This window comes from Pseudomonas putida (assembly GCF_016406145.1).
Taxonomy (GTDB): Bacteria; Pseudomonadota; Gammaproteobacteria; order Pseudomonadales; family Pseudomonadaceae; genus Aquipseudomonas; species Aquipseudomonas putida_E.
This window is the reverse complement of record NZ_CP066306.1, coordinates 4,311,906-4,325,029: the sequence shown is the minus strand read 5'-3', so window position 1 is coordinate 4,325,029 and position 13,124 is coordinate 4,311,906. Positions and strand designations below refer to the sequence as shown.

Here is a 13,124-nt window from a genome sequence, read left to right as displayed (position 1 = left end):
CATCACCATGTGCGAACTGCTGGGCATGAGCGCCAACGTCCCCACCGACATCGTCTTCAGCTTCACCGGCCTGATGCAGCGCGGCGGCCGTACCGGCCCGCACCGTGACGGCTGGGGCATCGGTTTCTACGAAGGCCGCGGCCTGCGGCTGTTTCAGGACCCGGCAGCGAGCAGCGAGTCGGAAGTCGCCAACCTGGTGCAGCGTTATCCGATCAAGAGCGAAGTGGTCATTGGCCACATCCGCCAGGCCAATGTCGGCCAGGTGTGCCTGTCCAATACGCACCCGTTCGTGCGCGAAATGTGGGGCCGTAACTGGTGCTTCGCCCACAACGGCCAGCTGGGTGCGTTCAAGGGTGAGGCGACCTTTTACCGGCCGGTGGGCGACACCGACAGCGAAGCAGCCTTTTGCGACTTGCTCAACCGTATTCGCGCGGCTTTCCCTGAGCCGGTCGCAGTGGAACAGCTGCTGCCGGTGCTGGTCGAAGCCTGTGCCGAGTATCGCGGCAAGGGCGTGTTCAACTGCCTGCTCAGCAATGGTGACTGGCTGTTCTGCTTCTGTTCGACCAAGCTGGTACACATTACCCGTCGCGCCCCCTTTGGCGCGGCGCGTTTGAAGGATGTCGACCTGATCGTCGACTTTCACACCCAAACCACCCCCAATGACGTGGTCACGGTGATTGCCACCGAGGCCTTGACCGAGAACGAGACCTGGCGGCGCTACGAACCCGGCCAATGGGGCCTGTGGCGGCACGGAGAGTGCGTTTCGCAAGGCCAGAGCTAAGGACGCTGCATGTTCAGAAGTTACCTGCGGTTGCTGCTGTTCACCTTCGGCCTGCTGGCCGGTATCCAGGTGCCTGGGCTGGTCAAGGACTACAGCCAGCGGGTCGAGGCGCACCTGTTCGAATCGCGCCAGGCACTCGATGGCTTCAAACAGACCGCCGAACGCTTCTTCAAGGGCGATTTGCAGGCGCTGGTGCGGCATTACCGCAGCAGTGACGATGTGGTGTTCAACAGCGATGCCAACAGCATAGAAAGCCTGCTGATCCGCAACCAGCTGCTCGAGAACGAGTGGCAGGCGCTGCAAGGCTCGTGGGTCAGCCGCACCTGGCACGTGCTGGTGCAGCCCGATCCGCAAATGCGTGAAGAGACGCTTAAGGGGTACAGCTATCAGATTCTGCTGGTGCCGGAGGCGATTGGCTGGGGCGTCGGTGCGGGGTTTGTGCTGGCGTTTGTCGTCGAAAGCCTGTTGCTGGGAATTGCCTGGGTCATTCTCGGTGGGCGGCGCAAGGCGGTGAAAGAGAGCTGGCGTTGATCAATGGCACTTCCAGAGTTACCGGATCAATTGCCTTTTTTGAGTGGAATCTGCAGCTAGCTATGGTACGAGCTGTCACTCTTTGCTCTATGGCGTCGTAGTAAAAGCAGCTGGTGAGCTTGCCCTGGGTGCGGTACACCTCGCGGTGCAGGTCGTCGCGCTCCATGTCGCTGATGACTTGGCCGTCCAGGTTCAACTGGTGCAGGTGACCTCTACAGTAGTACAGGTGGTTGACCTTGCGCCCATCACGCTTTAGGCCGCAGCCGCGGCGGCCTGACAACCAAAATCCACATGCTCTGCGACGCCTACGGGACACCGTTGCGCTTCCTTCTCTCTGGCGGTCAAGCCAGTGATATTAGCTACGCCCAGCCTCTGTTGGACTCAAAAAAAGCTCGGCAACATTTTTTTGTTGTACATGAATTTTAATTTGTTTTTTGAGGCCGCCACGCCGTCAAATTTAGCCGCCACTAATTTGAGTGTTTTTAGCAGCTCTGATTCAAAAAGAAAGCGATTATCATTACTCATGCGCTACCTATACTTTAGAATATTGAACACTGCATCATGAACAGCATCTTTACCTCCAAGCAGCTACCGCGCGCGCTTTTCGTATCAATTTTTAGCTTGGTAGTGGTTCCACCTGATGGCTTAATAAACCCACCTAACCCGTCGCGCAAAATTAAGATTTTAGATGTGCTATCAATATTCAACGTCATCCTCATCGACTAGAGATTTAATGAATTCACCAAAAGAATCCGACATGATTCTCTGGGCATTAATGTGATTAAGGTGCATGTCAATATCTGGCTGAAAGGTATCAACTGCAAAATAGATAATTCTGCCCGTCCCTGCTTCCATGCAGATGAAATTACCAGCCTCATCGCTCGCGAAAGGGACTAGCTGACAAGGAAGGACGTTTTTCTCCTGCATTAATTTATAACACCCGCCAATATATTTTGTTTCATTGACATTCGTTGCTCCGATGTTTGATATACTTTTAAAGTCATCCACTCTGATTGGCTCAAAGTTGTCATCAGAAATCCAAAATTCTCGCACGGGTAGGCCCCCGTTATAAGTGAGATACAGTAATTTAAAGTCCAGTGGAAGTTTGCAGAAGACTTGCGCCTCCAGCCCTTCAATGTCTGCTTCCGAAATCGGCAAGCCTGGGTTCAATAGCTTAAAGTCTTTCATTTTTACTGCTCAGCAAGTTGAAGATACTTTTTTTGTGGCGAACTTTAAGCCAGCCCTGATCTTGTGATATGGCCACTGCTTCGGGTGTTCCATATGCGCCTGAAGACAAGCCAAAGTGCTTCTCAAATTGAGCTGCAGACCCTGTGTGCGGTAGGGACGCTTCATGCGCTGAGTTTGCGATCAACTGCATAGTTCCCTTGCCTGTTGCAGGATCAAAGTCATCCAAATGGTGCCACGTATATTTACCAATCGACTTGACCTGCGCCCTTGTTAAACCAGCCTCTTTGAAAGCCTCAGTAAAGTCTCTACCTCTCGATCCTTGCAGTTGGATTGAAACGATATTCTTTTGGTTTCCTGATGTGGGGAAGAGATCAGGTGACCCTTCAAAATTGACGCTTTTGAAAGCTAGTCCCCACGGATCGACCCACATAACGGGGCTGGGTGCATACTGATAAAAGTTCATTCCGTCACCTAGACCTATGGGGTCTTGTGTAACAAAACGCCCCACTTCTGGGTCGTAGTACCTTAAGGTGTTGTAATGCAGCCCCGTCTCACTCTCAAAGTATTGCCCCTGGAATCTTAGGTTCTGCTCGATATCATGAACCTTAAGCTCCTCGATTGCACCCCATGAGCGATAGGTCGCCTGCCAAACTATCTCGCCCTCGCTATTGCTCAACTCCAAGGGCGTTCCAATCTGATCGGTATGGAAGTAGTAGACCGTGTGGGCCTCACCCTCTCCACCTGATCAACCCGCGCCAACGGCGCATAGCTCCCCGGTTTATACAGGTACAAAATGCTCTGCCCCGGCGTCTCCTCACGCAGCATCCTCAACCCTTGCCAAAGGAAATGCTTCTGCTCCGTCGCGCCTTGGATTTCAGCGGTTTTGGCCACTCGTCGGCCCAGGCTGTCATAGCGATAAGCGCCCGTACTTTCCAGCTTGCCGTCGACCACTGTCTCAGCACGCACCAGCCGGTTCTCGCAGTCATAGCTAAAGCTCTGCAGCTTGCTGTGCCCTGAGCTTTTCTCGATCAGGTTGCCCCATGGGTCGTAGCGGTACTCTTGGTTTTGCCAGCGCTTGATGCGGTTGTCCTTGACCTTCTCAAACTGCCGCGCGTTGAAGTCCAGCCGGTTTGCCGCCGGGTCATAGCGGAATTCTTCGCTGCCCACCAATGATCCGGTATCGCGGCTGTGCAACTGGCCGTTGGCTTCGTACTCGTACTTGATCTCTCCGCGCAGCTTGTCCAGCGTGCGTACCAATTCGCCCGCCGGGTCGTACTGGTAGCGACGGTGAATCGGGTTGTAGGCGTGCTCCACCAACAGTGAGGTGTTGATACCGGGGTTATGAACCTGCGAGAGCTTGTCAGCGGGCAATGTCGAAGCAAACTGCCACGCCTTGCGCCCCATGGCGTCGTAACCGAAACAACTGGTGAGCTTGCCCTGGGTGCGGTACACCTCGCGGTGCAGGTCGTCGCGCTCCATGTCGGTGGGTCGTACTCGTAGCCCAACATGCCGTTGGACGTGATCTCCCGCGTCAGCCGGCCGAGCATGCCGCAGGCATATTCCAGCGCTTCCACGGTGACCCCAAGCTGCTTGCCGGCACCCGTCGGGTAGCGATGAATGTGCAGCCTGGAGGGCCAAAGCCGGCTTAGCGCGAGTTAGATTCCCGCGCTTAGCGCCAAGTTGATGGGAAGAGTTCATACGCCGCAAAAATCGTTGCGGAGCGTTCCAGGTCCTCAAGCCTCAGTTCTTAAAGATGATAAGCAACGTTACAGCTCTTCAATGCTTGAGGAGCTAGTCGACCACCACCAAACTCTTTCATCTGTGCGCAGACTGGCTCACCACTTATCATTTAGGTTGAGCAGAATATTTCAACTCTGAAAAAGACAAAGCCTCTCCACATTCCTCTTAGAGGCGCTAAAGCGGCCAGCAGCACTATCACTACCTAAAGCAGCTGTATGAGGCAGCAATTCAGTCAATATACATTACCGTGCGATTGCGGCATACATCCTGCTTAGTTGCGCGGCATATTTTTTTGCTCCAGGAATTCTGACAGCCTTAAGATAGCTTTCAAGCCCGGTAGGGTTGAAGCTCAAAAAGTGCAGCTCAATCAGATAAATATTTAGAAAGTTCGGGTAGAATGGATGCACCTTTATAACTACATCATCCTCATCCTCTGGATTTCTACCCTCTTGCTCATCCGCACTGCCCCCTAGAGCCTGAAGTTTTGCACTTACATATTTCCGAGTCATCTCAGTGTCGGACGCAATAACATCCAAATCCGCAGGTTCTAAATTTGCGGCATTGAATTTATTGGCGTCGTGTTGGAGGATTACATCAGGAATTGCTCCTGTATTTATTGGCAGGCGTAAAGTTTTAGACACGCCCGCCAGCAAATTTACGTAGACATCAGCATCCACCCAATTACGAACGTTATCGGCACTTACCATACATCAAGCCCTCTTATGATCCGGATCAAATCACTTCCAGCATGCCTGAACGGGTCCACTACTTCGTGTTTCCATGGTGTCAGCGCATCCAGATTTTGAGGTGAGGCGTTTAAATGCCTCGTGTGCTGAACCGGACTTTTAAAGATCAAAAAGCTTTAGATCGAAGATCAGGCTAACACACCATATTTTGCAATATTCATACGCTCCAGAAATCCTGGAATGCATATTAGCGTCGCATCAATACCTACCCGACACTCGCACAAATCATCTAGCTTTTAAGACGCATAAGGTCAGTTATCAGTCTCGCATACTGCTTCGCCTTGGGCACTCTAGATACTTTCAAGTAATCCAGTAATTGCTCTTGCCCTTTGTTAGCAAGCATGTATTCAATAAGATTGGTCAATAGGAAGCCTTGAGAGTAGTTGCCGGCCGACAGAGTTTTGGCTTTCTCGTCACTTGGCGGCTCCGCCCCTCCAGGATATTCCTCGTCCTCCTCCCCCGAAAGCGCAGAAAGCTTATCAATGGAGTACTGGGCAATCTCTAAGCAACTGGCGCTGAGAAAGCTTAAAATCTCTTGCGCCCCTAGATTTGCCCTGGCCATTTTCGAAGAATCTAACTTCGCAAAAACTTCAGTGTAGCCAGACTCAACTTTAATATTGCGGGCCTGAACCAGCTCTTCAAGAGTTTTCTGATACTCAACCGAGCACACAACCTGCTCAGCGGCGCTTTTGTCTATGGTCACCATACATCTACTCCTTTGATAACTCTAATCAAGTCTGCGCCGACGTGTCTAAACTGATCTACGGTCTCATGCTCCCATGGCGTAAGCGCCAATATATTCGGTGACTCATGAACGCCATCACCACCTACCCTCTGAGGAATGGCATTGTGATGAAGCTCTAGACTATATTCCTTGATGGAGATCTTATCAGTCTTGCGAGAAATCACTTCAACCGTTATCCGGGGAGCCTTACCTTCCGCCATTCGAGCAAGGTTGGCAGGGGAGTATGTTTGTGTTGGTGCTTTTGCTTCTGCTTTCCAATAATTTTTTCGCGCAGTGCTCCAGCACTCCCAGCCCCTGGGATCAGTCCAGCCAGTTGGATTTGGAGCATAGCGGTAGAGGTTGAAACCTCCATCCAATCCTATTGGATCCTGAGAAATGAAACGGCCCAATTCAGGAGCATAGAATCGGAACGTATTGTAGTGTAGTCCCGTCTCTGAATCAGAGTACTGCCCTTGAAACCGCAAATGCTGTTCGACGTCATTGACGGCCAAATGCTCGATCGCACCCCATGAGCGATAGGTCGCCTGCCAAACGATCTCACCCTCGCTATTGCTCAACTCCAAGGGCGTTCCAATCTGATCGGTATGGAAGTAGTAGACCTTGTGGGCCTCACCCTCCACCTGATCAACCCGCGCCAACGGCGCATAGCTCCCCGGCTCGTAGAGATACAAAATGCTCTGCCCCGGCGTCTCCTCACGCAGCATCCTCAACCCTTGCCAGAGGAAATGCTTCTGCTCCGTCGCGCCTTGGATTTCAGCGGTTTTGGCCACTCGTCGGCCCAGGCTGTCATAGCGATAAGCGCCCGTACTTTCCAGCTTGCCGTCGACCACTGTCTCAGCACGCACCAGCCGGTTCTCGCAGTCATAGCTAAAGCTCTGCAGCTTGCTGTGCCCCGAGCTTTTCTCTATCAGGTTGCCCCATGGGTCGTAGCGGTACTCTTGGTTTTGCCAGCGCTTGATGCGGTTGTCCTTGACCTTCTCAAACTGCCGCGCGTTGAAGTCCAGCCGGTTTGCTGCCGGGTCATAGCGGAATTCTTCACTGCCTACCAACGACCCGGTATCGCGGCTGTGCAACTGGCCGTTGGCTTCGTACTCGTACTTGGTCTCACCGCGCAGCTTGTCCAGCGTGCGTACCAGTTCCCCCGCCGGATCGTACTGGTAGCGACGGTGAATCGGGTTGTAGGCGTGCTCCACCAACAGTGAGGTGTTGATACCGGGGTTATGAACCTGCGAGAGCTTGTCAGCGGGCAATGTCGAAGCAAACTGCCACGCCTTGCGCCCCATGGCGTCGTAACCGAAACAACTGGTGAGCTTGCCCTGGGTGCGGTACACCTCGCGGTGCAGGTCGTCGCGCTCCATGTCGCTGATGACTTGGCCGTCCAGGTTCAACTGGTGCAGGTGACCGCTACCGTAGTACAGGTGGTTGACCTTGCGCCCATCCGGCAGGGTCAGCGTGGTCAGGTTGCTGAGAGGGTCGTATTCATAACCCAGCGCACCTTGCGGTGTGAGTTCCTGGGTCAGGCGCCCCAGCAGGTCGTAGGTGTACTCCAGCTTTTCCTCGGCGATGCCGAGTTGCTTGCCGATACCGGTCGGACGGCGCTGAATGCTCACTAACCGGTCGACCTCGTCGTATGCATAATCCTGACGGGCATCACGGTTGAGTTTGGCCATCAGCCGGCCAATCGCATCGCGCTCGAACAGCGTATTGCGCTCCGGGCGCTCGCCATTCTCACCGTATCCAATCTCATCGAGCCGGATCAGATGGCCGCCTGCGTCATAGCTGAAGCGTCGGGTCAGGTTGTCGACCCGCACTTCTTCAATCAAGCGGTCCGAGGCATCGTAGGCAAAGCGATAGGCTGAGCTGTTCTCGTTGACCAGCGCCGTCAGGCGCAGAGCCTTGTCGTACTCATAGCGGATCCATTCGCCTTTGGCATCCTGACGGCTGCTCGGCAAGCCACGCGAGGTGCGCTGCAGGCGCGTGGTCTGGCCTTTACCGTCGGTGTGCGTCAGCACTTGGCCAAGGGTGTTGTAGGTGAAGGATTCTGCCGTGCCGTCCGGGTGATTGATGCGCAGCACTTCGCCATCAGGTTTGCGCTCCAGCGTGGTGGTGTTGTTCAGCGCGTCGGTGACGGCAATCAGGTGCTGGCGTTCGTCGTAGCGGTAATAGGTGCTCTTGCCCGAACAGTCCTCGAAGCGCTCGACCTGGGCGTAAGCGTTCCACCATAGATACCTGGACTTGAAGTTGGCATCGATGATCGTGTGCGGCAGACCGTCGTCGCTGTTGAGGTACTCGGTCTTGTTGCCAAGCGGGTCGATATCGGCGAGCAGGTTGCCTTTGTCGTCGTAGCGGGCTTTCCACACGCTGCCATTCGGGAAGCGGGTTTCAGTCACCAGTGGTGTGGCGCGGTAGTGCTTGTAGCTGATCTTGCGGCCAAGTGGGTCGGTTTCCTCGACCAGCCTGCCGAAGTCGTCGTACTTGAGCGCGAGGCGATTGCCATCCGGCAAGGCTAACCCGATGATGTTGCCGTATGTATCGAAGTCGATCGCGTAACGTTCGCCACCGAAATCCCGGCTGGCGATGACGCGGTTGTCTTCGTTGTAGTGAATCTCCAGCTCACGGCCAAGCACATCGGTTGCCCAACTGGTGCGTTGAGCGAAGTCGTAGCGCAAATGGAAGTGTTCGCCGTCGGTGGTCGAATGTTTGACCACCCGGGGTTGGCCATCGATGACTTGCCAGAGGTACTCGCTGATCAGGCCAAGGGCATTGGTGTGGTGGCACATCAGGCCGTCGGTGTAGGCAAACGTGCGGGTGGTATCGCCGTTGCGGTTGGTCACCTGGGCGAGCTGCCCCTTGTCGTCGTAGCGATAACGCACCAAGGTCTCGACGGCTGCGTCGGCAATGATGCGCTTGACCGAGGCCAGTCGGCCAAAGGGGGCCTCATAGTGCAGGTGCAGCCGTATGCCGCCTGGTGCGCTGATGTCGGTGAGGCAGCCGTCGGCGTTGTGGGTGAAGTGCAGGTAGTGGCCCAACGCGTTTTCCAGGCGCTGCAGGGGCACTTCCTGGTTGTCGTTGGGTACTTCGCCGAAGTAGAAAAACAGGTTGTCGAGCGTCTGCAGGATGTAATGGCCACCCAGGGTGCGCACCAGCGTCAACTGCTCGTGTGGGTTGTAGATGCGCTCGCCCGGCTCGACATCGGCGAAAGGAACACTGCGCCCTTGGTTGTCCTTGAGGTACACGAAGCACCCATTGCGGCGCAGGCTCTGCTCCCAGGGCAAGGTCCAGCCGCGCCCGAGCACGCTGCCGGTATCGAGGTCGCTGGCGTAGAAACGTGACCACTCGATGGGCATGAGGCCGGGGATGACGAAATCGGTTTCGTCGGCCAGTACCTTGCGCCCGCGGGTGAGGTCAACCGGGTTGCCGACAAAACCAGCGATGGCCCTTTCCACGGCAGGGCCAATCAGGTAGCGGCCTGCCAGGTAGCTGCCGGCGATGGTCAACCCAACCTGCAAGGCGCAGGGGCCTGCGGCCTTGAGGCCTGCTTGCAGGCCCATGGTCGCGACGTTGAACACTGAGCGGCCCATGGAGGCCACGACCATCAGCACATCGACGGTGACGCGCAGCTCGTCCGGCACTTCTTCACTGACCTTGAGGTAGCGCTGCGTGCCGCCGCCGATGAACACGTTGTTCGACCCGGCTGCGATGCTGGCGCCACAGGTCAGCTTGTCACCCTTGCGCGCCGCCGCGACGCCATTGATGAACACGTTGCTGGACCCCTCGGCAACCTGGACGGGGGCTGGGTGCTGCTCGCACACGGCGGTACTTTCGGTGACATGCGCAGCGTTGCGGCCGTTGATGAAAACGTTCGGGGAACAACCGGGCTGCTCGATCTGCCCTGTGGGTGAGCCAAAGGTCGAACCGAAATCCTCGCCCAGGCCGGGCAGGGCGCTGGCGCCCAGGCCAACGACCATGAGCAGCAGAAAACCACCCAGCCCGCCCGTACAGACCATGAACGATGCGGCTGCAACCAGCGCCAGTCCTGCAACCGCGCCGGCAAGGAACCCTGTGAGGGCTGAGGTGTGCTCGATGTCGTCGCCCCAGCGTGCTGCTTCGAACATGGCAACTACCCCCGGGCAACGGCTGGCGCGCTGGTGATGTTGGCCAGCATGGCATCGAAGGTGATCAACCAGTTGGCCAAGGGCTCTTGATCGGGGTCGACGACGGTGGTGAGCGTGAGCGCCTGCGCTTCCTGGCCAACACGTTCAGGCACCAGAATCATCACCGCTCGACAGTGGCGGGCCTCAGGGCCATTGGTGAAGCGGTAGTCGAGATTGATCGCGTCGTGCCCCGCCAAGGTGCAGGGGTGCTTGCGGATAAGGGTGAGTTCCGTATGGCGCTGACGCGCCTCTGCCAGATGCTGTTCAAGCAGATGGTCGAGTGTTTGCCCTTGTGCAACGCTTTGGCGTTTCGCAGCCAGGGTGACCTGGTGCGGCCCGAGTTGCAGCGTGGTTATGGACTCGTGGAGGTTCAGGCCTTGCGGCATGACCAGGCGCAACCCGGCAGCGTGCAGTTCGTTGTGATCGGCTACCAGCGGCAAAGGTTGGGCGAGCTCTGCAAGTGTTGCCGCTTGCAAGGCCGCTTCAGCGGCGGCCTGTCGTTCCGCTTCTTCCTTGGCGAGTGCTTGAGCGGCTTCGCGCCTTTGTGAGAGGCGGTCGTAGATGTTCCCTTTAATCATGGCCTACCGCCCTTGTTCGACGGTGCCGACACGGCCATGCGCAGTCTTGCAATACTCATATCAGACTTATCTCCCTGACAGTATGGCCAGCCCGTCAATGCGGTGCTCCGTGCTCTGGCCTTGAAACGGGGGAAAGTAAATACCTGGGGAGACTGGGCTGTCAACGCACGGGCACCCAGCAAAATCGCCGCTTTCATGGAAGTTGCGTGAGGTCGGATTGCCGCATTTGCTACGGTTCAAGCGATGTTGTGCCCATCACGATAGGGGAGGGGGGAGGGCGAAATTCAGAAGGGTCTGTAGGATGAATCACCGCACGTGATGCTGTTCAAACCAACACAATCCGCTGCCCACCCACATCGCGCGCATAGCGCTTCAGTACCTGCCGGCACACCCCGACTACCTCATCCACCAGCGTCACCCCGGTCTGCCAGGCCACCACCAGTTCCAGGCTCGGCGGCGGCTGCAAGCCTTCGAGCAGCACCAGTTCGCCCCGGCTCAGTTCGGCGTCCACCAGCGCGGGCGGCAGCGCACCAATGCCGAAGCCGTCGCGCAACAGCCGTGTGATCGCCGCCACCGAGTTCACGCAGTTGAGCCGCGGGGTTTCGGCCCCTGCGGCTTGCAACAGGCTTAGCACTTCCTGGTGCGGCCGTGAGTTCTTCGAGAACGTGACGATCCGCTCACGCCCAAGCTCGGCCAGCGAGGCGTAGTCGCGGTGTTGGGCTGAGCCGGCCGCCACCACCCAGCCCATCGGGTAGCGCGCCAGGTCCAGGCTGCGGATCGACTGTTCGCGCAGCAGGTCGGTTTGCAGGATCACGTCGAGAAAGCCTTTTTGCAGCTGTTCGCGCAAGTTCAATGCAGTATCAGCCACCAGCTCGATTTCCACCTGCGGGTAGCGTTCGCTCAGCTCGGCCACCAGCGCGCTCATCCAGGTGTGGATCACGGTGTCCATCACGCCAAGCCGGATGCGCCCGACCTTGGCCCGGTCGCTGTCCAGCGACTGTTTCATGGCCTTGGCGGTGTCGAGCATGCGCTCGGCATACTCCAGCACCTTGCTGCCCTCCGGGGTCAGGCTGACGCCGCGTGAATCGCGCAGCAGCAGCTTGACGCCCAGGTCGGCTTCCAGTGCCGCAATGCGGCTGGAGACCGACGCCTGGGTGGTGAAAAGTTTCTCGGCGGTGAGGCGGAAGCTCTTGAGCCGGGCGACCCAGACGAAAGTTTCGAGGAAGCGTAGGTTCATGATCAGTTTTTCTTGTTCCAGACCGGCGGTTTTTCTCGTTGGACTCGGGCGCTGCGGGCTCTGAACATGACGCACAGGCCGCGACGCCAGACGTCGCCCATAAAACAATACCAACAAGCCGAGGCAAGCATGAACCCAAGCGGCGTGCAGCAACAGGTGCAATCCCCACCTTCGACCGGGCCGTTCGCCTGGTACCGCGACATCGACTCCCAGCAACGGCGTACGTTCTGGAGCTGCAAGATCGGCTATGGCCTGGACGGCATGGACACGCAGATGCTCAGCTTTGTCATCCCCACGCTGATCATGCTGTGGGGCATCACCACGACCGAAGCCGGGCTGATCCACACCAGCACCCTGATTGCCTCGGCCATCGGCGGCTGGGTCGCCGGCATCCTCTCCGACCGCATTGGTCGCGTGCGCACCTTGCAACTGACGGTGCTGTGGTTCGCCTTTTTCACCTTCCTCTGCGGCTTCGCCCAGAACTACGAACAGTTGCTGCTCGCCCGGACCCTTATGGGCTTTGGCTTTGGCGGCGAATGGACCGCCGGCGCGGTGCTGATCGGTGAGGTGATCCGCGCCCAGGACCGTGGCAAGGCGGTGGGCATGGTGCAGTCCGGCTGGGCCATCGGCTGGGGCCTGACGGCGATCCTTTATGCGCTGCTGTTCTCCTGGCTACCGGCGGAGCAGGCGTGGCGCGCGCTGTTCCTGCTGGGGCTGGTACCGGCCATTTTCGTGATTTTCGTCCGGCGCCTGGTCAAAGACCCTGAGGTGTATCGCCAGGCCAAGGCAGTGGAGAGCGCCGAGGCGCCCTCGCAGTTCTACGAGATCTTCGCCCCCGGCATGCTCTGGACCACAATACGTGCGTCGCTGCTGACCACCGGTGCGCTGGGGGGCTACTACGCCATCACCTCGTGGCTGCCGACCTTCCTCAAGAACGAGCGCGGCTTGAGCGTGCTGGGTACCGGTGGCTACCTGGCCATGGTGATCGTCGGCTCCTACATCGGCTACGTCGTCAGCGCTTACCTGTCTGACATTCTGGGGCGCAAGAAGAACTTCATCCTGTTCGCTGTGGGCTCGTTCATCATCGTGCTGCTGTACACCCAGATGCCGGTCAGCGATGGCGTGATGCTGTGGCTGGGGTTCCCGCTGGGCTTTTTCGCCTCGGGCATCTTCAGCGGTATGGGGGCCTTCCTCACCGAGCTGTTCCCCACTCGCATCCGTGGCTCGGGGCAGGGGTTCTGCTACAACATCGGCAAGGTCATCGCCGCGATGTTCCCCTTGCTGATCGGCCTGCTTGGTCAGAAGGTGCCGCTGGGGCTGGGCATTGGCGGGTTCGCCGCGGTGTCGTACGGTGTGGTGATTCTGGCAGCCTTGAGCCTGCCGGAAACCCGCGGCAAACACCTCCAGGCGCGTTAAGGTAGGCA

General features: G+C 57.3%; 9 protein-coding genes and 2 pseudogenes. 4 read left to right on the top strand and 7 right to left on the bottom strand.

Features of this window, described 5'->3' with window-relative positions; translation table 11 throughout:
* The first annotated feature begins 7 nt into the window (after positions 1-7).
* The 3 genes and pseudogenes from JET17_RS19750 to JET17_RS19740 form a co-directional block, all read left to right on the top strand.
* Entirely contained in the window at positions 8-781 is a 774-nt protein-coding gene (locus tag JET17_RS19750; protein WP_012315711.1) for a class II glutamine amidotransferase, read from the top strand.
* A 9-nt stretch (positions 782-790) separates the two neighbouring features.
* Positions 791-1,312 (top strand): DUF2937 family protein, encoded by a 522-nt coding sequence (locus JET17_RS19745; RefSeq protein ID WP_012315710.1) that lies wholly within the window; start codon positions 791-793, stop codon positions 1,310-1,312.
* Between the two features lie 246 nt (positions 1,313-1,558).
* Positions 1,559-1,693 (top strand): annotated as a pseudogene (locus JET17_RS19740) (IS5/IS1182 family transposase); the annotation flags it as partial.
* 315 nt (positions 1,694-2,008) lie between these two features.
* On the opposite strand, the gene JET17_RS19735 reads toward JET17_RS19740, so the two are convergent.
* From JET17_RS19735 to JET17_RS19700, 7 genes and pseudogenes are all read right to left on the bottom strand, one after another.
* Positions 2,009-2,500, bottom strand: coding sequence for an SMI1/KNR4 family protein (locus JET17_RS19735; protein ID WP_042111660.1), 492 nt, complete (start codon positions 2,498-2,500; stop codon positions 2,009-2,011).
* Positions 2,487-4,125 (bottom strand): annotated as a pseudogene (locus tag JET17_RS27375) (RHS repeat-associated core domain-containing protein); the annotation flags it as partial. The gene JET17_RS19735 and the pseudogene JET17_RS27375, both read right to left, overlap by 14 nt.
* Before the next feature lie 357 nt (positions 4,126-4,482).
* Positions 4,483-4,947, bottom strand: coding sequence for a hypothetical protein (locus JET17_RS19720; RefSeq protein WP_012315706.1), 465 nt, complete (start codon positions 4,945-4,947; stop codon positions 4,483-4,485).
* A gap of 268 nt (positions 4,948-5,215) precedes the next feature.
* Positions 5,216-5,692 (bottom strand): hypothetical protein, encoded by a 477-nt coding sequence (locus tag JET17_RS19715; RefSeq protein ID WP_042111659.1) that lies wholly within the window; start codon positions 5,690-5,692, stop codon positions 5,216-5,218.
* Positions 5,686-9,846 (bottom strand): RHS repeat-associated core domain-containing protein, encoded by a 4,161-nt coding sequence (locus JET17_RS19710; protein ID WP_012315705.1) that lies wholly within the window; start codon positions 9,844-9,846, stop codon positions 5,686-5,688. Before JET17_RS19710 ends, JET17_RS19715 begins: the two co-directional genes overlap by 7 nt.
* Before the next feature lie 5 nt (positions 9,847-9,851).
* Positions 9,852-10,463, bottom strand: a complete 612-nt coding sequence (locus tag JET17_RS19705) for a DcrB-related protein (protein ID WP_012315704.1) — start codon at positions 10,461-10,463, stop codon at positions 9,852-9,854.
* Between the two features lie 325 nt (positions 10,464-10,788).
* Entirely contained in the window at positions 10,789-11,700 is a 912-nt protein-coding gene (locus tag JET17_RS19700; RefSeq protein WP_012315703.1) for a LysR family transcriptional regulator, read from the bottom strand.
* 129 nt (positions 11,701-11,829) lie between these two features.
* Between JET17_RS19700 and JET17_RS19695 the strand changes: the two genes are divergently transcribed.
* A complete protein-coding gene (locus tag JET17_RS19695) occupies positions 11,830-13,116 on the top strand; it encodes an MFS transporter (RefSeq protein ID WP_012315702.1) in 1,287 nt (428 codons plus the stop codon).
* Positions 13,117-13,124 lie beyond the last annotated feature (8 nt).